This window comes from Pseudomonas moraviensis subsp. stanleyae (assembly GCF_036283065.1).
GTDB lineage: Bacteria > Pseudomonadota > Gammaproteobacteria > Pseudomonadales > Pseudomonadaceae > Aquipseudomonas > Aquipseudomonas stanleyae.
In genome coordinates, this window is record NZ_JAADJI010000008.1 from 67,635 (window position 1) to 88,729 (window position 21,095).

Sequence of the window (21,095 nt, forward strand, 5' to 3'; positions counted from 1 at the left end):
TTGTGATTCCTGTCCGGCCTGCTCAGGCGAGCAACTGCGCCCAATTGATCGAGGCGTTTTCGCCAAGAGTGAAACCTTTGCCACTCATGGCCAGGTTGGCGTTGTACGCTGGATCCTGGGCGAAGGCATCCGGCCATTTTTCACGCAGTGCCGCCAATGCCGCTGGCGCCTGTGGCAGCTCGCCGGTGTGCAGCACCTGCACCAGTGGCGTCCACACGGTGAGGTAACCGGCCTGACCGGCCTTGAGGCACAGATCGACATCGGCATAGCCCGCCGCGAAGGTCACTTCGTCCAGGCCGCCAAGGGCATTGAACATGTCCTTGCCAATCATCAGGCACACCTTGGAAACCGCCGAGTAATTCTGCTCGACAGCCAGACGCTGCATGTAACCCTCGGCCTTGTGTTTCTCGCCGATGAAGGGCGAACCCACGCCATCGTTGAGGCCGAGAATCAGACCGGCCTGGGCAACCTTGCCGTCACGATCGACCAGTTTGGCGCCGACGACGCCGACTTCCGGGCGCTGGGCATGGTTGAGCAGCGAATCGATCCAGTTCGGGTTGACCACTTCGCTGTCGGCGGCCAGCAGCACCAGGTATTCACCCTGCGCCTGCTCGCTGGCGGCGTTGTACAACGCGATTTCGCCGAGCGGCTGTTCGGCACGCAGAACATTGACCTTGGCGTGGCGCAGCGTGCCCAGCCAATCGTTGACCTCGACCGACTGATTGCCGTTGGCTGCGAGCAGCACTTCGTAGCGGCTGTAACGGGTGCGCAGCAGCACGCCTTCGAGGCAGCGACGCAGTGCCGACAGATCATCAATGACCGGCACAATGATCGACACCAGCGGTTGTTCGGTATGGCGATAATCGATCTGCCAGGTACCCGGCAGCGCCGAGGTGACCTTGGCCTTGTAGCCGCGATTGCCCAGGTGACGCAGCAGCGCCAGGCGTTCATGGGCGTTTTCTTCCAGAGGCGCCTGCTCGGTGATCAGCAGCGGCTCGTCGAGATGCGCCAGGCCTCCGAGGCCGCCCTGTTCGATGATGCGCAGCAGCAGATCGAATTCCAGTGCCTTGCTGAAGTCGGCCTGATAACCGCCGGCCTCGAGCAGGACTTCGCGGCGGATCAGCCAGTGCCGCGCCATCAGCGACGGCACGCTTTGCAGCAGATCCAGATTGAAACCGGGGCGGAACACGTCGACCAGCGCGCCGTTTTCCTTGCGCTGGATTTCATCGGTGGCGACTGCACGCACACCGTCGGCAGACATCAGTTCGAGGCTGGCGCGCAACAGACCGCTGGCGGTGAACTGGTCACCGGCCTGGGCCAGCATCAACCAGTCACTTGGCGACTGCTGAACGCTCTGGTTGAGTTTGTCGACGACATTGCCGGGTGTGACACGGACAAAGTGCAGGGTGTTTTGCGCCGTGGTCGCGGCTGGTGCTTCGCCGGTGGTGAACACGACAATCTTGAACGCTTTGCAATGCCCCTCGAGCAGGCTGTCGAGCGACACCTGCAGCTTGTCGATGTCGTTGTCCAGATCAAGCAGGAAGATCCCGAACTGCGGGCCACCACTTTCAGCAGCCACGTGTTGGCTGATCGACTCAAGCTGTTCGCTGGCCGGCGCGCGCGCAGTCAGCCAATTCAGCAAACGACCCGATTTCATCTTGTCGAACGTTGCCTGATGATCGTCGACGGTCAGCACCTCGAGGCGGGCGATCCATTCGTACATCGCTTGCGCTGCCGCCTCGTCACCGGAGTTTTGCAGGAGCGCGGCCAGACGCTTGGCCACCACCTGATTGAACGCGTTCAGATCATGCGCCTGCCACAATCGGTCAATCACACTCTCTGGCGTATCGTTGTTGCGCGCCTGCAGCAGGTGCGCCTGGCGCGTCCAGATACCTTCCAGCCCTTCCAGCTGAAGACGGCCAGCCGGCAAGGCATGCAGCATGAATTCAAACTGCTCCAGAAGATCGAAAAACGCCTGGTTATAGAACGGCATCTCGACGTACTGCAGAGGACCGAAACGCCGATCCGGCCGCCCGGATTGCTGATTCCAGGTCGATTCGACAATCAACTCCACCGTCAACGCCCGGCGGGCGGTGAGGCTATCGGCCATTGCCGCAAAGCTTTCCAGAACAAATGCTTTCGCCTGCCGGACGTCCAGATCTTCGATGGCGGTGGGCAGCGAGACAAGGAAATCGGCAAACGCCTCCCGCTCGGCGACCGACCTGGCATCCAGGTAGGTCAGCGAGTGATAGACCTCGGTGTTGTGTTCGGAGACGCCGTAGTTGATCTCGCGCACCACATAGGGAATCGGCAGGATTCGTGCCTTGGCGCTGGCCAGCAGAAAGTACACATGACCGATTTCCTGCCATTGAAAACTGGTCTCCGGCAGCAATGACGAGTGCCAGGTCTTCATCAGGTCGGTACGGGTCACCGCGTAGAAAGGCGGGATGTACTGACTCATATAGTCAATGACGCGATCCTGCGCCCGTTCGGACGAATAGTCTTCCTGGACTTTCTTGTCGCGACGGTAGTAGTTCACGCCATCGGCCTTTGCCAGATACATCAGGCAGTAGCCGTGGCACATGCCGTAATCACTATTGGCCTGAAGAAAGCCGACCGACTCGCAGAGCGAATCGAACACGATAAAATCATCGTCCGCTGCCAGTACCATGAAAGGCGTGGTCAACTGCTCGACGCCGTAGGCGAGTTTGGCCTGCATACCCCAGTAGGCAAATTGCGGCACATGGTGATAATCCACAGCGCTGAAGTCGTCCTCCGGGCGTTCGAAGGTCGAATCCAGCACCATGATCCTGCAGGGCAAGCTGCTGTAATACTTCACCGCCCGGCGCAAGAATGCTGGCCGATTGTGCGTAATCAGCACAACGGTCAACAGTTCGCTGAGGGGTAATTCAGAACGGTACTTGCCTTGCATGACTTCTCTCCACAACCGGCGACTCGCCGAAACAACGCTGGGTAATGTTGCGAATTAACGAACGCGGCGCAGATAACCATCCGGCGCCACGGTGATCAGCAGCTTGTTCTGCATCTGCCGATCGATTTCAAAATCCTTGTTCTCTTCCAGGTATTTCCACACCGCGGTTTTCGGGTTATCGCCATGGCCCCACGGGCGATCCGGGAAAAAGTCCGCCGGCATGTCTTCCACCACGGTGTCCATCACCACGCAGTAGCTGCCCACCGAAACCAGCGGCGCGTACAAACGCAGCTCTTCGAGTACGTGGTCGTGGGTATGGTTGGAATCGAGGACCAGAATCACTTTCTTGCCTTCGGCAATCGCGCGGACTTGCTGCGCGGTCGCCTCATCAATGCTCGAGCCCTCGATCATTCGGATGCGCTTGGCCATCGGGTGGTTTTCGATCGCTTCACGGTTGTGTGGACGAATATCGAGATCGATACCCAGCACTTCGCCGTGGCCTTGCAGCTCCAGCAACGAGGCGTAGTAGATGATCGAACCGCCGTGAGCGATGCCGCATTCAATGACCAGGTCCGGTTTGACCTGCCAGATGATCTCTTGCATGGCCATCATGTCTTGTGGCAGCTGGATGATCGGACGGCCCATCCACGAGAAATGGTAGCTGTATTTATGGCGGGCCGATTCGTTGAAGAAATCCCGGGCAAGACCCACGACTTTCTGGTCATCACCCTGGCGCGCGATCTCTTGCTGGCATTCGTTTTCGAAGGCTTGATGGATGCTGTTTTCGGTCATCTTGATAATCTCAACGGTCACTGGAACGAAGCGCTGTCGACGGCGTGATAGACGTAGCGTCCACCGGTCATCCGCTTGATCTCTTCGAGGTAATTGGAATTCATCACAAACAGATTGGCGCCTTCAGGCAAGGCATCGATGGCCTCCTGTGGTGAGGAAACCCGTGCGCCACTGAGCGGCAGATAACGGCCCTGCTTGGCCGGATTGATGTCGACGACGTGATCGACCGCCACGCCGGCGCGCTGTAAGGCCAAAGAATAAATCACGCCCTTGGACGAAGCGCCCCAAATGGCCGAGCCCCGTGCCGGCGCGGCTTGAATGATCTGCACGGCGTGATCGAGACTGGCGGTGAAGGTTGTCGACAATGTCAGCAAGGACGGCGTTTCGACCGGCGCCCGTTGCAGCGTCGAGAGATCGGCAACGATGTACAGATATTGGCCACCGAACAGATGCCCGGCCTCGAGCACGCTGCCGAACATGGCGCGCAAGTCGGCGAGACGGAAGTAATTGACGTGCTCATAGAACACGTCGAACCAGGCATTGTGCTCGACGATCCAGTCAAAGCACGGCACTTCGATATAGATCTGCCCGCCCTGATTGGCCGCAGCCATTTGCGCAAGAAACGCCAGCGGATCGCTGATGTGTTCCAGCACATGACGCAACACGATCGCATCCGCCGCCAACCCCAGCTCGCGGGTGAACGGTGCCTTGATCACGTCGGGATTGTCACCTTCATACGAAGGGTCGATGCCGGTAATGGCGTAGCCTTTTTCCCGGAGCATTTCGAGGAAATAGCCCTTGCCGCAGCCGACCTCGATCAGGGTCTGGCCCTTGAAGTGCCGGGCGAGAATCGCTTCGACGGCATTGAGGTGCGCCTGAAACTGCACCGAGTGCGCCTGTTCGTTCTGATAGTCGGCGTCATAGCTCAGCTTGTCGGCATCGAAGGCCTGGTTGAAGATCAACCCGCTTTGGCTGTCCTGTACCAGCACAATGTCTGCCGCCCCTGAGGCCCGCGCCTCTTCGACGCTGGCAAACGTGCGGTTCTGCAACACCGGCAGTCCGGTCGCGCGATAAAGTTCATGCAGCATGTTCTTGCCCCTTCAGTTGCGAGATTCGCTGGGCATCGCCCCAGAACGCCATGGGCTCATGGGCGGAATAACCGTAATGGCCCAGATTCAGCTTGATGGCGGACTGGCGCTCGCGAACACGCTGTTCAACCAGCGCACGTACGGATATCGGCCGTCCGCTGCAGCAATTGATGACACCGCCGACGTCAGGCCGGCCGATCAGGGACGTCAGTTGTGCAGCTACCTCGCCGACTTCCAGGTAATCGCGAAGCTGATCACCCTGCGACATGTTGAAGTACGCCTCACCACCATCGATGGCACGGTCGAGGCTGGCCAACAGGCTGTTGCTGTTCTGCCCTTCGCCATAGAGATAGAACAATCGCGCCCATTGCAGGGTGAATGCATGCTCGCGCTGCAATGCTTCGAGAAACAGGCGCAAGGTGTGCTTGGCCAGTCCGTAAGGTGTGCAGGGTTGGGGCGAAACCGACTCGGCCAACGGGCCGCTTTGCAAGCCGTATTCAAAGCAGGTGCCGGTGACTAGCACCTGGCCCACGCCCGCAATCACTGCTCGCTTGAGAAACGCATAATCTGCCGGCAGGTTGCGCTCGAAGTGGAACAACGCCTGATAGTTTGGCAAGCCGCTCCAGGCCAGATGCGCGACTACGTCGACGCCCTCAACCAGACGTTCGACGTCGAGGTCGGGCGCGTGCAGATCGGCGGCGACAAATTCCACTTGCGCGAACCACGGCAAACTGCGAACCGAGTCGAGGGTGCGCGCAACCGCACGCACTTTGAAGCCTTTGGAAAGCACAGCGCTGACCAAGTGGCGACCGACGAAGCCGGTGGCGCCAGTGACCAGCACAGTGGTGGTGGTCGCCGTCAAAGCTCGACTCCCTGAAACTGTTTGTCGAGCAGCGGATGACTGGAATCCTTGGCTGACAAATTCTTGACGGGCAGCGGCCATGTGATCGCGAGTGCCGGATCAATGGCCGACAAACCCGCTTCATGCTCCGGTGCGTAATCGGCATCGGTAAGGTACAGCACTTCCGATTCATCGGTCAGTGACTGGAAGCCGTGGGCGAAACCGGCGGGAATCAAAAAACTGAGGCCATCATCGGCGCGCAGTTCTTGTGCGTGCCACTGCAAATACGTTGGCGATTGCGGGCGCAAGTCGACCGCCACATCCCAGACCGCGCCGCGCACGCAGGTAATCAGTTTGGATTCGGCATACCCGGCCTTCTGAAAATGCAGACCGCGTACGCTACCTTCCCCAACCGTGCGCGAATGATTGATCTGGCGGATCGCGAAAGGACGACCCTGGACGGTCAGACGACTCTGGCAGAACAGCCGGGCGAAACGCCCGCGCTCATCGCAGAAGACTTTCTGCTGGATGAGGTACAGGCCCTCCAACGGCGTTGTTTGCAGGGTGTAATCGCTCATGAACGCTCTCTGTACAGATTCAATTGGTTCAAGGTAACGGCGCGCATGTCATCGCCGTGCTGCCACGCCAGATGCCAGTCGAGGGTTTGCGTCAGGCATTGTTCCAGCGTCCAGCGCGGCGTCCATCCAAGCACCTGCCGCGCGCGACTGCTGTCCAGACGCAGCAGACCGGCCTCGTGCAGTTCACTTGGTTCGATGCGCAGACCACGGGCCTGCGGCCAACGATTGGCGAGCAGTTCGACCACTTCGCCGACGCTGCACATGTCTGCCTCACCGGGGCCGAAATTCCACGCACCGGCGTATTCGGCGCCGTATTCGTAAAGGGCGGCAGCCAGTTGCAGATAGCCGGCCAGCGGCTCCAGCGCATGCTGCCAGGGGCGCACGGCTTGCGGGTAGCGCAGGGTGACCGGCTCGTCTGCGCTCCAGGCTTTCAACACATCGGGAATCAGACGTTCCGGGGCGAAGTCACCACCGCCCAGCACATTGCCGGCACGCGCAGTCGCCAGGGCCAGACCATGCTCGGCATGTTTGTCCGCCGGGAAAAACGACGCGGCATAGGACTGCGCGAGCAGTTCACAGCAGGCCTTGCTGCTGCTGTAAGGATCGTGGCCACCGAGGGCTTCGTCTTCGCGGTACGGCCACAGCCATTCCTTGTTGGCGTAGACCTTGTCGGTGGTGACCAGCACGCAGGCACGCACGCCGCCGACCTGACGAATCGCTTCGAGCAGGTTCAGCGTACCCATGACGTTACTGGAGTAAGTGCCGAGCGGGTCGCGATAGCCCTCGCGCACCAACGGCTGGGCCGCCAGATGCAGAACGATTTCCGGCTCGGTCTCGGCGATGATCTCCAGCAAGGCACCGAGGTCACGCAAATCGCCGCGCTGGTCGTTAATGCCTTGGTGTACGCGCGCCAGTTCGAACAGGCTCGGTTCGGTCGATGGGTCCAGGGAAAAACCGCTGACCTGCGCGCCGAGGCTTTGCAGCCACAGGGTCAGCCAACTGCCCTTGAAACCGGTATGTCCGGTGACGAGAACGCGCTTGCCACGCCAGAAATCCGCACTCAGGCCCACTGCTTCCATGGGGCCTCCCCGCTCTGCCACAGCGCTTCGAGATGGTTCTTGTCGCGCAGGGTGTCCATGGGTTGCCAGAAGCCCGAGTGTTCGTAGGCATGCAGTTGTTCCAGCTCGGCCAGTTGCATCAACGGCTCGGCTTCCCAACTGGTCGCATCGCCCGCGATGTAAGGCAGCACCTGCGGCGACAGCACGAAGAAACCACCATTGATCCAGCCGCCGTCACCTCGCGGCTTCTCGGTGAAACCCATGACTTGGTGGCCTGTGCGTTGCAACGCGCCGTAACGGCCAGGAGGCTGCACGGCCGTTACGGTCGCGAGCTTGCCGTGCGCTTCGTGAAAACGGATCAGAGCGCCGATATCGATATCCGAGACGCCGTCGCCGTAGGTAAAGCAAAAGGCTTTCTCGTCCTTGAGATAAGGCGCAGTGCGCAAGAGGCGGCCACCGGTCATGGTTTCTTCGCCGGTGTCGACCAGCGTGACGCTCCACGGCTCGCTGTAATTCTGGTGCACCTCCATGCGGTTCTCGCGCATGTTGAAGGTGACGTCGGAGGTATGCAGGAAGTAGTTGGCGAAGAAGTCCTTGATCGCATAGCCCTTGTAGCCCAGGCAGATGACGAAGTCGTGGATCCCGTGAGCGGAATACTGCTTCATGATGTGCCAGAGAATTGGCTTGCCACCGATCTCGATCATCGGCTTGGGCTTGAGGTGCGACTCTTCACTGATGCGCGTGCCGAGGCCACCCGCCAAAATTACTGCCTTCATCGTCTCCCCTCTTGTTCTTCACCGGGCTGCGCATGGCTTTGTTGAGCGTTGCGGGCCTTGCGGCGACACCTTTTGCCGTTCCGGGCGCAAGTGCAATGACCGCGAGCGCTCGTTTTATGGCGATTTGCGGGGGACTTGCAGGAAACGCGCCAGCTCATAATGGTGGTGGCAGGGCACGGGCTGAGCATCTTGATTGGGGGCATATCCGTTGCTGCGGGTGCTGCCGACAGCGGTTTCGCTCTTACAGCGAGTCCCTTTTTCAAACGCCGGAGTGCCGGCCCAGCAAAAAGGAACCAAAAGGCTTTGCCCCGGCGTACGGCCCGCTCGCTGGGGCTCGGGGTACCTTCGTTACGGGATCGATCCGGGCGCAGCCTGCCGAAGGGGCGAAAGAGCAAAAGCCAGAGCAAAAGCCAAAGCCAGATCAAGAGCCCCTCACCCTAGCCCTCTCCCAGAGGGAGAGGGGACTGACCGAGGTGTTTGGGCAAGGTACGCCGACGTGCGATACCGCGTCGAACACAGCTTTTGAAAAGCCCAAAAATCGGCCCCCTCTCCCTCGGGAGAGGGCTGGGGTGAGGGGCGAATCCAACACAGATCCAAAGCAGACCAAACGCTTTTCACCACTCAACAATGAGCGCAAGCTCGAGTGCTTTTGATCTTGATCCACGGGCGACTTCGGAAGGCTGAGTGGAGGGATCGATCCGGGCGCAGCCTGCCGAAGGGGCGAAAGATCAAAAGCCAGAGCAAAAGCCAAAGCCAGATCAAGAGCCCCTCACCCTAGCCCTCTCCCAGAGGGAGAGGGGACTGACCGAGGTGTTTGGGCGAGTTACGTCGTCCTGTGATACCGAGTCGAATGCAAATATGCACAAGATCAAAAGCCCCTCACCCTAGCCCTCTCCCAGAGGGAGAGGGGACTGACCGAGGTGTTTGGGCGAGTTACGTCGTCCTGTGATACCGAGTCGAATGCAAATATGCACAAGATCAAAAGCCCCCTCACCCTAGCCCTCTCCCAGAGGGAGAGGGGACTGACCGAGGTGTTTGGACGAGTTACGTCGTCCTGTGATACCGAGTCGAATGCAAATATGCACAAGATCAAAAGCCCCCTCACCCTAGCCCTCTCCCAGAGGGAGAGGGGACTGACCGAGGTGTTTGGGCAAGGTACGCCGACGTGCGATACCGCGTCGAACACAGCTTTTGAAAAGCCCAAAAATCGGCCCCCCTCTCCCTCGGGAGAGGGCTGGGGTGAGGGGCGAATCCAACACAGATCCAAAGCAGACCACACGCTTTTCACCACTCAAAACAATGAGCGCAAGCTCGAGTACCGCTTTTGATCTTGATCCACGGGCGACTTCGGAAGGCTGAGTGGAGGGATTGATCCGGGCGTGGGAGCGCAGCGACCGTTTGGCGTAGCCAAACACAGCGAGAGGAGGTGCAGCGAAGCAAACCGGAGGCGCTGCGCCCGGATCAGTCCCGCAGCGAAGGAACCCGAGCCTGCGAGGGCCGAACGCAGGAGCAAGCCTTTTTGGGTACTTTTTCGGCGCCTGGAAAAAGTGCCTCGCCGTAAGGGCGAAACCGCCAGAAGCAACACCCCAAGCAATGGATATTCACCCAAACGCCCAAGAGCCTGGTCGGCCCAAAGGCCGCCAAGGTCCCAAAAAAAAGGCGACCCAAAAGGCCGCCCATCCCAAAGATCAATCCGCCAGCCAGCCATATTCCCAATACCGCAGGTTATCCCCGCGCAACACATAATCGCGCAGCACGACTTCGCGCAATTCATCCCCCATGCGGTAGCTGGCATCCGGGTCGGCCAGATGCATGCGAATCGCCTGCAGCCACTCATCGGTGCTGTTGGTCTTGACCCGCGTGCACGGCAAATAACCGCGATAAGCCTCGGTGTCGGTACAGACCACCGGGAAGCCGCAGGCACCGTACTCGAGCAGCCGCAGGTTGCTCTTGCAGTCATTGAAGATGTGAAACTCCAGCGGTGCCAAAGCCAGATCAAGGTTCAGACTGGCCAGTTTGGCCGGATATTCGTCCAGCGGAATCACGCCGTGGAATTCACGCATGTACGGCAGCAGATCGTCCGGGCACATGCCGAAGAATACCCAGTCCACTTCGTTGGCCAACTCACGCACTACGTCGGCGATCACCGCCAGATCGCCGTGGTGACTGGTACCGCCGCCCCAGCCGACACGTGGTTTCTTCGAGGTGCGACGCTGGCCGCGCAGATGCCCCCACAAATCCTTGGCCAACATGTTCGGCACCACGCGGATGTCGTGATGCATGTCCGTCAGCGCGTTGGCCAGCGGCGCGGTCGAGACGACCACACGATCACACAGTCCGATCGCGCGGCGCACCATGCGCTCCATGTCCTGCTTGCTCGGCATGTTGCGAATGTGCGCATTGCGATGAGGAACGTCGATCACGTAGTCGTCGAGTTCGAAAATCCGTCGGGCGTTGAAGAACTTCTTCAGCGGCGGGATTTCATCAATGGCGTGCTCCGAGTAGCGCCCTTGCAGGACGATGACATCGGGCGCCTGACGCTCGATGTCAATGATCGAAGGTAAGCCATAGCAGATTCGTCCCTCCGCCCGATTGGCCGCTTCCAGCTCGATCAGTGGCTGGCTCATGCGGTAGTGGCCGATCGCAGAGGCGTTGATCGGCACCGCCAGTACATTCGGCAGTTGCGCTTTGGAGAACGCGCTCCAGCCGGTGCGCAGGCCCGGCTCAAGACTGAAGTTGGTGGCACCGACGCCCTGCAGCGTCAGGTTCACGTTGTAGGCCGGGTCACGCGCAACCAGCGGTAACCAGCGCTGATAAAACACATCCTTTTCCTCGGCATGCTGCGCTTCCTCTTCCGCCGTCGCCGCCATGCCTGGCCGCGCGCCCAGAGCCAGCATGGCATACGGGTTGATCACCACCAGATAACCGTTGCGGCCGACGCGCAGACACAGGTCCACGACATTCAGCGTTTGCTTGAGATCCTGCTCATCAAGGCCGCCAGCGGCGTCGAAGACCGACTTGCGAATCATCAGACAGTCACCGCCCACAGCACTGAGGTCATGCACCGCCTGCAAGCGGTACATATAACCTTCCGACCGCATCGGCTGGCCATGGAACGGCAACCCGACGGGTCCGCTCAATCCGAGGATCAAGCCAGCGTGCAGCACACCGCCGTCGGGGCTGAACAGCTTGGCGCCGACCACGCCGACTTCCGGCCGCTGCGCATGATTGAGCAATTCGTCGAGCCAGTCGGACTGGGTGATCACGGCAAAGGCGTTGAGCATCAGCACATACTCACCGCGTGCCTGTTGCACGGCGAAATTGTGCAAGGCCGCAGCGTTGCCCTTTTGCGGATACTTGAGCACGCGAATGCGTTCACCGCCCAACTGTGCCATGCCTTCCAGCCAGGCCAGCGCTTCGGCGCTTTCGCTGCCGTTATCGACCAGGAGCAATTCGTACTCACTGTAAGCGGTCTTTTCCAGCAGTGTCTCGACACAGCGCTGCAAGGCTGCGGTCTGGTCCTGGGTGACGATGATTACCGAGACCAAAGGACGCCGTGCGTGGTGGTAGTCGACACGATTGAGCAGTTCGCGGCTGCCTCGTCGGATGGTGTGAGCAATACCCAGGCGTTGCAGATGCGCCTCGAGAATGCGCGGACTCTGCTCGACGACGCGCGGATCCGTCAGCCATTGCGACAGGTCGAATTTCGATTCCAGCAACACCTCGGCAATGTGCCCGACGACCTGCAGGCCATCGCTTTCGACCATCCGCCAGAGCACATCATGGGGTGCCAGTTCGGCGAGCGTCGGAGTGAAACCGCCGAGCGCGAGAAAACGTTCGCGCTGAAACGCCAGCGCGCGGCCAACGTACGGATAGCTACGCATCAGATCGAGGTTGAAATCCGGTTTGAACGCCGGTTCCGCCGATTCACCGTCGCGCAAACTGCCTTCGTCGCTATACAGGCAGGTCAGAAACCGCGAGTGGGCAATACGATCGGCCATCACCAGCAACGCCGGCGCAACCGGGCAGTCACCCGGTTGCAGCAGGTAGAACCAGTCGGCGCCTTCCAACTGCGGCAGCAGCGTATTGATCTGCTCCAGCCCGTCATCCTGCAACGGCATGTGGAACACCCGTTCGTGCAGCTGCGTTTCGGTACAGGCTGCGGACAGCACCAGCACCAGTTCCGGCGGGTAATCCTGGGCAGCGAGCGCTTCAAGGGTGCGGTCAAGGTTGTCGCGACTGCCCTGCGCGTCGATGATGATCGGCACGATTCGCGGCTGAAACGACCAGCCCTCGAGGGTTTCCGGCAGCCATTTACGCTGCGCTTCGGTGAGTACCCGACACCCCAGCCACTGCGCGTACAGCTCACCAAAACTGAAGCTGTCGACACCCACGGCCAGTTCCTGACGACTCTGTTTGCCCCCCAGAGTGCGGCTCAGCGGCAGCTCTTCCCAGACGCGCGGCAACTCGTCGGCCTTGGTCAGTTGCACATAGCGAACCCAGCCTGATGCCGGTGCCGACTCGCCGCTGCGGACTTCGAGCATCTGCGAGATCCACTCGCGCTCAACCTCGGCCGCATCTTTCATCGGCTGCTGCGCACTCAGACGTTCCGGATAAAGGCGTTCGGCGCTCAGAACATTGTTGGACGTCACCATGTTGCCGCGCCGCAGCAGACAGACATACAAGGCAAAATCCAGAGTGGCGACGAAACATGCGCCTTCTTCAGTGAGAGCCGGCAACAGTTCGGCGACGTCGGCGCGCCGGAACAACGCACTGCTGAAGCCGCCGAGCACGTTGACCGGGAATTTTTCGAAGATACTCAGGACATCGTCGCCTTTGAGCAAAGCGCTGACTGGCGATAACGAGGTGTTTTCCAAACGGGCCGGCAGGATGATGTCGTTGGCATCCCACAGCAGTCGCTGTGCCACCACCAGACTGACTTCTGCGCGTTGCAACTCTCGAGCCTGCTGTTCGATACAGACTGAATAGAGCAAGTCATCATCACACAGGAACTTGATGAATTCGCCGCGCGCCTGTTCGAGACAGACCTTCAGATTGCCCACCAGCCCCAACGTCTGTGGATTGCGCACATAACGCACCATCACGCCCGTCTGCTCAACTATCGCGTTGACGATGGACTCGATCTGGTCGCCGCGGCTGTCATCGCAAACGACGATATCCAGATTGCTGTAGGTCTGGCTGACGGCGCTGTTCAGCGTCCGCTCGAAGAAGCGCGGATTGAAGGCAGGAATGGCGATGCTGACGAGGGGAAGTGAATTCACGGCGGGCTCACAGGCGGTACGAGCCTGCCCGGAAAAGCGAGCCCTGGGTACCGCGAAAAAACATTGACTGAAGGGGCCAGGTCAACGGGCGCGCGCGCGCCCGCCAACGATCAGATCTTGTTGAACAGGCCCAACTGACTGATCTTGCTGAACGCCAGTTGCGCAGCCTGCAGCATGGTCTGTTGCAGGGTCAGACGGGTCATCACTTCAGCCGGATCGGAATCACGGATCGAGCCTTGAGTCGTGGTGTTCGCCGTGCTCAGGCTGTCGTTGGTAATGGCCTGCATGTCCAGCGCCTGACCGCGGGCACCAATGGTAGTAACCGCCGTGCCGATCTGATTGGACGCGGCATCGATGTTACCGAGGCCTGCCTCCATCGCACCCTGCAATTTCTGCTTGGCAACCGGATCGCCGTCAACCGGCGTGTTCAGCGCGGTGATCATCTGGCCCAGGGTGTCGAGCACGTTCTGGGTCTGGTGATTGTTCGGCTGGATCGAGAACTGATCACCCGTTGCCGGCGTGTTGCCCAGTGCGAAAGTCACACCGGCAGCCGTCGCGTTACCGCCCACTACCGTGCCCGAGGAAACCGGCTTGCTGTCGGCCGTCACTGGCGCGGCATACAGATCGAAATCGGTGGCACTGGTGAACTTGAGGACGGCGCCACCCTGCGGGAAGGCTGCGGTGTAAGCCGCCTGATCGGTGATGGTCGAACCGGTGATCACGGCGGTCGACGGGTTACCCGGATTGCGCGTGGTCGTGAACGAATCCGGCGTGGTCGACAACTGGAAGCTGTGCCCGGCAATGACCGCGTCCGGGTTGGTGTCACCGGCCTTCAGGTTGACGTTCAGCTTGAGGTCGACGCCACGGAAGCTGACAGTCTGGTTGGCGCCGCTGCTGTTGCTGACCAGGCCATTCTGGCTCGCCTCGGCGGTCACATCGTTGCCCAGGGCATCGGTAATTTTCAGCTGGGTGCTGCTGACGAAATCAATGGTATACGGCTGGCCTGCGGTGAACTTGGCATCGTAGGTGGCGGCGGTGCCGACGGTGCCGTTGGACAGCACGACACGGCCGTCATCGACGGCTGGCGCAGTCATTTTGGTGTTGGTGCGACCGGTGTTGATGGTCTGCTGGAAGGCGTCCCAACCAGTGGTGTTGGTGCCGACCGTCAAGCCATCGCCGATGCCCAGATTGATGGTGGTCTGGTCGCCGTTATAGGTGAAAGTGCCGTCAGAATTCTTCGAGTACGGCGCCGTATCGGTTTTCGAACCCGAGAACAGGTAGTTGCCGTTGGCGTCCTTGGCGTTCATCAGGCCCAGCACCTGTTGCTGGATTTCGCCCATTTCCGAAGCGTACGCCTGGCGGTCCTTGTCGGTGATCGTGCCGTTGTTCGCGGCCAGCGCAAGTTCCTTGGCGCGTGCCAACGCCGTGGTGATCGAATCCAGCGTGGACTCCTGCACGGTCAAGGCACTTTTGGTGGTATCGACGTTGGTCTTGTACTGATCGAGCATCGCGGCCTGCTGACCCAATTGCAGCAAGCGCCCGGCACCGATCGGATCATCGGCGGCGGTGTTGATGCGTTGCAGGCTGCTCGCCTCGCTCGCGGTGGCGACAGCCTTGTTGAAGTTACGCTGATAATCCGAAGCTTGCGTTCCGTAATACTGGGCGGTGGAAATGCGCATGAATTACGACTCCTTAAAGGCTGTTGATCAGCGTAGCGAAAGTTTCCTGCGCAGCTTTGATGATCTGCGAAGACGCTGTGTAGTACTGCTGGTACTTGACCAAGTTGCCGGTTTCTTCATCCAGGTTGACCCCGGACAGCGAATCGCGGGCACCCTTGGCGTTCTCGAGAATCGCCGTGGTCGCGGCGCTGTCGGACTTGCCCTGGGCAGTCTTGGTACCGACGTTGGTCACCAGAGTGTTGTAGGCGTCGGTCAGGCTGATGCCCTTGCTCGCCGAACCGGTGTCCACGGTCTGTTTGGTTTGCAACGCGACCAGTGCCTGGGCGTTGCGGTTGTCCGAAGACGCCGCGCCGGTCAGGTTCATGGTGAAGGTCTCGCCGGATTTCGGCGTGCCGCCCACGGTGGTCTGTACGGTAAAAGTCTTCTGCACGTTCGGCGTGACCGTGGTGTCCATCACCGGGTTGCCGCTGGCATCGACGATGCCGACTTTCAAATTCAGCGTGTTCGACTGGCCAGGCACGATGGTGCCGGTGCCGATGGTCGCGCCCTTGGCATCCACCAGATTGTAGGACTGGCTGCCGCCACTGGCTGCGCCGAATACCAGTTTGACCGGCGTCGAATTCTTCAGCGCCGCCTGCATGTCGGCCTGAGCGGTCGGGTTGTAAATGTCGATCTTGTCGCTGAGCGTCGGCTGGGTGTAATTGCCCAGACCATTGGCGCTGGCGACACCGGTCAAGGGACCGGCCGCTGCGATTTTCTTCGGATCGCTGAGCACCGTCTGAATGCTCGCCGCCGCGTTGCGGGTCGGCGTGACTTTGAACGAGTCACCTGCGCTCAGCGCGCCACCCTTGAGCGCCAGGGTGAAGCCATCGATCACTGGCGGCGGATTGGTCGTGGTGCTGAACGCACCCAGATCGGTGCCGTCGGAACGTTTGACGGTGTAATCGGTGGCGCTGGTGAAGGTCACCTGATAGTCGCTGGTGGTCAGCTTGCCGGTGTCCTTGATGGTTACATCGAGGTTGCCGGAGCCGGCGCTGTTGCCGTCCTTCGCAATGCTGCGCTGACTGATCAGTGCGGCACTGTTGATGTTGTTGAAAATCGCCGCGCCGAAGTCACCGTTCTTGTCGATGCCCTGGGCTTGCTGGCTGTTGATCTGATCGGCAATCACCAACGCCACGCGACCGAGTTCGTTGAGCGACGGATCGAGGACTTCCTTGCGATAGGTCAGCAGACCGCCGATTTCGCCACCGCTGATCACCGAAGTGATGTCGATGGTGCTTGAGCCGCGATCCATCTGGATCGCCATGCGCGACGGGTCAGTCTTGCTCGCGACCATGCTCAGGCTGTTGGTGGTGTTGCCGATGACCAGCGGCTGACCGCTGCCGACATAGATGTCGAAGCTGGTGCCGCGCTCGACGACCTGGGCGCCGGTCAGCTCGGAGAGCTGACGCACCGCTTCGTTACGGCTGTCGAGCAGGTCGTTCGGCGCCCCGCCACTGGTGGAGATTTCGCCGATCTTCTGGTTGAGATTGGCAATCGAGGTGGCGAGTTTGTTCACCTGGGCGGTCATGTCGCCGAGGCTGCCATTGATCGTGGTGTTCTGATCGTTGAGCTGCTTGGCCAGGGTATTGAAACGGCTGGTCAGCGCCTGCGCACCGGTCAGCACCGACTGACGCGAGGTGTCATCGGTGGCCGACGTCGATACGCCCTGCATCGAGGTGAAGAATTTCTGCAGCACCCCGGTCAGGCCGGTGTTGGTGTCCGACAGAATGGAATCCAGCGGCGTCGCCTGCTTGAGGAACGCGGCCGATTCGCTGTCCAGCGAAGTCGCGGTGTGCAGCTGCGATTCCAGGTACGAGTTGTACACCCGGCGCACGTCGGCCAGGGTTGTGCCCGTGCCGATGAAAACGTTGCCGTACTGCTGCGAGGACTTGGTGCCCTGCACGGTTTGCTGACGTGAATAACCGGCGGTGTCGACGTTGGCAATGTTGTTGCCTGTCGTAGCCAGAGAGGACTGGCTGGCCGACAGTCCCGACATCCCGATATTGAGCAAACTCATGGTTCAGACCTTATTACCTGGTGCCTTATAAAGGCGTGGTGGAGACACCCGCCGCAGCGTAGTTTTCAAAACTGTTCATCTGCTTGGCAATTTGCGAAATCTTCGTCGCGTAGTTCGGGTCGGTGGCGTAACCGGCCTTCTGCAACTCGCGTACAAACTGTTCTGGGTTATCGGCCGACTTCAGCACTTCTTGATAGCGATTGTTGCTCTGCAGCAACGTCACCAGATCGTGGAAGCTGTCCTTGTACGAGGCATAGGAACGGAACTCCGCCGTCTCCTTGACCATCGCACCATTGCGGAACTCGCTGGTGATCGCGCGGGCCGAATCGCCCTTCCAGTTGCTGCTCGCCTTGATGCCGAACAGGTTGTGGCTGCTGCTGCCATCCTGGGCGCGCATGACCGATTTGCCCCAGCCGGTTTCCAGTGCCGCTTGCGCCACCAGATAACGCGGATCGACGCCGATGCGGTCGGCGGCTTCCTTGGCCATCGGCAGCATGGTGTTGACGAATTCGTCGGCGGAACTGAAGGCCTTCTTCGCCGGTGCCAGCGGAATCTGCGCCATGGCGCGGCCGTAGACCTGCATCTGTCCGCCGGCGGCTTTCTGCTCTTCGGCACGGGCCAGCCAGTCGCCGTTGTACAACGCGCCGGAACCGCTGACGGCGGTGGTCGTGGCACGTTGCGGCAAGGCGTTGGTCGCGGCCGCCGTGGTGGTTGCAGTGGCAGCGCTCGGCGCCGACGGCACCAGGCCTGCGAGCAAGCGATCGGCCAGTTTCGGCGGCAGCGCCAGTCGCCGCTGATTGATCAGCGCCATGTCGTTGCGATGGGAAATATCGGTGTTCGGCGCATGCACCGAGCGCGACGCCCACAATGGACGCTCGCCGTTGACGCGCGACAGCGGACCGGTGGCGACGGTGCCGGCGGCAACCGGCGTCGGCACCGCGGCGGCCTTGGCCAACGCTTCCTGTTGCTTGGCGGCGGACGCGGCCGCAGCCTCGCCCGGCGCCATCGGTTTGTTCTTCGACATCTGCCGGATCAGCACGTCAGCCAGGCCGATACCACCGCCCTCGCGGGACATGGAAACCGCCAGTTGCTGGTCGTACATCTCCTGATATTGCTTGGCGGCCGGCGTGTTCAGCGGATTGTCTTCACCCAAGGCGTTGGTCGCCGAGCGCATCGATTTGAGCATTTCACCAAGGAACAGCGACTCGAATTCCTGCGCAACCTTGCGCATGTTTTCGTCGCTGTTCTTGTCGCCGACCTTGAGCTGGTTCAGACGATTGAGGTCCGAGTAGGAACCCGAATCGCTGCTGCTGACCAGACCGCTTTTGCGCATATCCATGGTGGCCGGCCTCAGATCACGATCAGGTCGGCTTGCAATGCGCCGGCCTGCTTCAGAGCTTCGAGAATTGCCATCAGGTCACCCGGTGCTGCGCCGACCTGGTTCACCGCACGGACGATCTCGTCGAGGGTGGTGCCCGGGCCGAACTTGAACATCGGTTTGGCTTCCTGTTCGGCGTTCACCCGCGAGCGCGGCACCACGGCGGTCTGGCCGTTGGACAGCGGGCCCGGCTGGCTGACGATCGGGTCTTCGGTGATGGTCACGGTCAGGCTGCCGTGGGTCACGGCGGCTGGCGACACTTTCACGTTCTGGCCGATGACGATGGTGCCGGTGCGCGAGTTGATGATGACTTTCGCCACCGCCTGACCCGGATCGATCTCGAGGTTTTCCAGGATCGACAGGTAGTCGACACGCTGGCTCGGATCCAGCGGCGCAGTCACGCGCACCGATCCGCCGTCGATGGCTTGGGCGACGCCAGGGCCGAGCATGTCGTTGACCTTGTCGACGATGCGCTTGGCGGTGGTGAAGTCGGAGCGGTTGAGGTTCAGCGTCAGGCTGTTGCCCTGGTTGAAACCGCTCGGCACCGCACGTTCCACCGACGCACCGCCAGGGATGCGACCGGCCGACGGAACGTTGACGGTGATCTTCGAACCGTCACGGCCTTCAGCATCGAAACCGCCAACCACCAGGTTGCCCTGAGCGATCGCATAGACGTTGCCGTCGATACCTTTGAGCGGCGTCAGCAACAAGGTGCCGCCGCGCAGGCTCTTGGAGTTACCGATCGAGGACACGGTGATATCGACCTGCTGACCCGGTTTGGCAAACGCCGGCAGATCGGCACTCACCGACACCGCCGCGACGTTCTTCAACTGCACGTTGCCCGATCCCGGCGGTACCTTGATGCCGAACTGCGAGAGCATGTTGTTGAAGGTCTGCAGGGTGAACGGGGTCTGCGTCGTCTGGTCGCCGGTGCCGTTAAGCCCGACCACCAGGCCGTAACCGATCAACTGGTTGGAGCGCACGCCGGAAATGCTGGCGATGTCTTTCAGCCGCTCGGCGTGTGCGGTGAAAGCCGCAGACATCAACAACGCGGCCACCATAAGGCTTTTCAGATTCAACGTAGCCACCTAGAAAGGGAACAGCGGGCTGAGGAAGAAACGGTCGAACCAGCCTGGCTGACTCGTATCGGCAAACGCGCCGGTACCCGAGTAGGTGATGCGCGCATCGGCGACGCGGGTCGACGACACGGTGTTGTCGGTTGCGATGTCATCGGCGCGGACCATGCCGGCGATGCGCACCAGTTCGTCACCGGTGTTGAGGGTCAGCCACTTCTCGCCACGCACGGCGATGATGCCGTTGGGCAGCACGTCGGCCACGGTCACGGTGATCGAGCCGGTCAGGCTGTTGCTCTGCCCGGACTTGGCGTCGCCCTTGGTCGAACGGTCGGCGCTGTAGCCGGCATTGAGGCTCAGGTCACCGCCACCAATCGGGTTGTTGGTGGTCAGGCTGGAGCCGAACAACGAGGTCAGGCCGATCGAGTTATCGCTGTTCTTGTCCATCTGCGAGTTGGCATTCTTGCTCGCCTGAGTGCGCTCGTTCAGGGTGATGGTGATGATGTCACCGACCCGGAACGCCTTGCGGTCGCTGTACAGGTTCTGCTCGAAGCCGGCCTGATAGATCGAGCCGTTGTTGGCGGCCGCCGGCAACGGTGTGCGCGGCAACACCGGGGCGTAGTAAGGGTCATTGGGCTTGGGCGTCGGGGCGACGCAGCCCGCGAGCGAGACGACCCCACTCAATGCCAGAACAGATACAAAGCGCTTCATGACCCTACCTCACGGTGTTGCTGGCGACCTCAGGCCGCCCCATAGACTGGATTACAGATTCTGCGTTACGAACGAGAGCATCTGGTCGGCGGTGGAGATCACCTTGGAGTTCATCTCGTAGGCGCGTTGAGTGGTGATCATGTTGACCATCTCTTCAACGGTGCTGACGTTCGAGGTTTCCAGGGTGTTCTGCAGCGTGGTACCGAAACCGTTCAGGCCCGGAGTACCGATCTGCGGCGCGCCGGAAGCAGCGGTTTCCAGGAACAGGTTGTTGCCCACCGCTTGCAGGCCGGCCGGGTTGATGAAGTCGGCGGTCTGCAGGTTGCCGATCACTTGCGAAGCCGGGTTGCCGGCGATGGTGATCGACACGGTGCCGTCACGGCCGACGGTGAAGGTCTGCGCATCGTTCGGGATGATGATCGCCGGTTCCAGGGCGAAACCGCTGGCGTTGACGATCTGGCCATTGGAGTCGAGGTGGAAAGTACCGTCACGGGTGTAGGACGTGGTGCCGTCCGGCTGCAGGATCTGGAAGAAACCGCGACCATCGATGGCCATGTCCAGCGGCTGCTCGGTGGTTTGCAGACTACCGGCGGTGAAATTTTTCTGCGTGCCGACAATGCGCACACCGGTACCCACTTGCAGACCCGATGGCAATTCGCTGTCCTGGGTCGACTGGGCGCCTGGCTGACGCTTGATCTGATACAGCAGGTCCTGAAACTCGGCACGGTCACGTTTGAAACCCGTGGTCGAGACGTTCGCCAGGTTGTTGGAAATGGTGGTCAGGTTGGTGTCCTGGGCGGACAGACCGGTTTTGGCAACCCATAGAGCCGGAAGCATTCGATTCTCCT

The 21,095-nt window shown here is 60.6% G+C and carries 14 protein-coding genes; all 14 read right to left on the bottom strand.

Annotated features, from left to right (window positions below; genetic code table 11):
• Nucleotides 1-22: 22 nt before the first annotated feature.
• The 14 genes from GXB78_RS15635 to flgG all read right to left on the bottom strand — a co-directional run bounded on the left by GXB78_RS15635 (nt 23) and on the right by flgG (nt 21,084).
• Complete coding sequence (locus GXB78_RS15635; RefSeq protein WP_329516018.1) at nt 23-2,932, bottom strand: glycosyltransferase family 2 protein; 2,910 nt, start codon at nt 2,930-2,932, stop codon at nt 23-25.
• A 54-nt stretch (nt 2,933-2,986) separates the two neighbouring features.
• A complete protein-coding gene (locus GXB78_RS15640) occupies nt 2,987-3,724 on the bottom strand; it encodes a cephalosporin hydroxylase family protein (protein WP_329516019.1) in 738 nt (245 codons plus the stop codon).
• Nucleotides 3,725-3,741: 17 nt separating this feature from the next.
• On the bottom strand, nt 3,742-4,812 hold the full coding sequence (locus tag GXB78_RS15645) for a class I SAM-dependent methyltransferase (protein WP_329516020.1): 1,071 nt from the start codon (nt 4,810-4,812) through the stop codon (nt 3,742-3,744).
• Nucleotides 4,802-5,674: an NAD-dependent epimerase/dehydratase family protein gene (locus GXB78_RS15650; protein ID WP_329516021.1), complete on the bottom strand. Its 873-nt coding sequence runs from the start codon at nt 5,672-5,674 to the stop codon at nt 4,802-4,804. Before GXB78_RS15650 ends, GXB78_RS15645 begins: the two co-directional genes overlap by 11 nt.
• A complete protein-coding gene (gene rfbC / locus GXB78_RS15655) occupies nt 5,671-6,231 on the bottom strand; it encodes a dTDP-4-dehydrorhamnose 3,5-epimerase (protein ID WP_329516022.1) in 561 nt (186 codons plus the stop codon). The genes GXB78_RS15650 and rfbC overlap by 4 nt, the downstream gene beginning before the upstream one ends.
• Nucleotides 6,228-7,310 (bottom strand): CDP-glucose 4,6-dehydratase, encoded by a 1,083-nt coding sequence (gene rfbG, locus GXB78_RS15660; RefSeq protein ID WP_329516023.1) that lies wholly within the window; start codon nt 7,308-7,310, stop codon nt 6,228-6,230. Before rfbG ends, rfbC begins: the two co-directional genes overlap by 4 nt.
• Nucleotides 7,292-8,065: a glucose-1-phosphate cytidylyltransferase gene (gene rfbF / locus GXB78_RS15665; protein ID WP_039761130.1), complete on the bottom strand. Its 774-nt coding sequence runs from the start codon at nt 8,063-8,065 to the stop codon at nt 7,292-7,294. The genes rfbG and rfbF overlap by 19 nt, the downstream gene beginning before the upstream one ends.
• A gap of 1,688 nt (nt 8,066-9,753) precedes the next feature.
• Entirely contained in the window at nt 9,754-13,347 is a 3,594-nt protein-coding gene (locus tag GXB78_RS15670; RefSeq protein ID WP_329516024.1) for a glycosyltransferase, read from the bottom strand.
• 110 nt (nt 13,348-13,457) lie between these two features.
• Nucleotides 13,458-15,026, bottom strand: a complete 1,569-nt coding sequence (locus tag GXB78_RS15675; RefSeq protein WP_329516025.1) for a flagellar hook-associated protein 3 — start codon at nt 15,024-15,026, stop codon at nt 13,458-13,460.
• Between the two features lie 13 nt (nt 15,027-15,039).
• Nucleotides 15,040-17,085 (bottom strand): flagellar hook-associated protein FlgK, encoded by a 2,046-nt coding sequence (gene flgK, locus GXB78_RS15680; protein WP_329516026.1) that lies wholly within the window; start codon nt 17,083-17,085, stop codon nt 15,040-15,042.
• Between the two features lie 25 nt (nt 17,086-17,110).
• On the bottom strand, nt 17,111-18,424 hold the full coding sequence (gene flgJ / locus GXB78_RS15685; protein WP_329516027.1) for a flagellar assembly peptidoglycan hydrolase FlgJ: 1,314 nt from the start codon (nt 18,422-18,424) through the stop codon (nt 17,111-17,113).
• 11 nt (nt 18,425-18,435) lie between these two features.
• The gene (locus GXB78_RS15690) at nt 18,436-19,524 is read right to left on the bottom strand and encodes a flagellar basal body P-ring protein FlgI (protein WP_024012083.1); all 1,089 of its coding nucleotides are present in this window, start codon (nt 19,522-19,524) and stop codon (nt 18,436-18,438) included.
• Nucleotides 19,525-19,551: 27 nt separating this feature from the next.
• On the bottom strand, nt 19,552-20,247 hold the full coding sequence (gene flgH, locus GXB78_RS15695; protein ID WP_016771110.1) for a flagellar basal body L-ring protein FlgH: 696 nt from the start codon (nt 20,245-20,247) through the stop codon (nt 19,552-19,554).
• A gap of 51 nt (nt 20,248-20,298) precedes the next feature.
• Complete coding sequence (gene flgG, locus GXB78_RS15700; protein WP_016771111.1) at nt 20,299-21,084, bottom strand: flagellar basal-body rod protein FlgG; 786 nt, start codon at nt 21,082-21,084, stop codon at nt 20,299-20,301.
• Between the last annotated feature and the right edge of the window lie 11 nt (nt 21,085-21,095).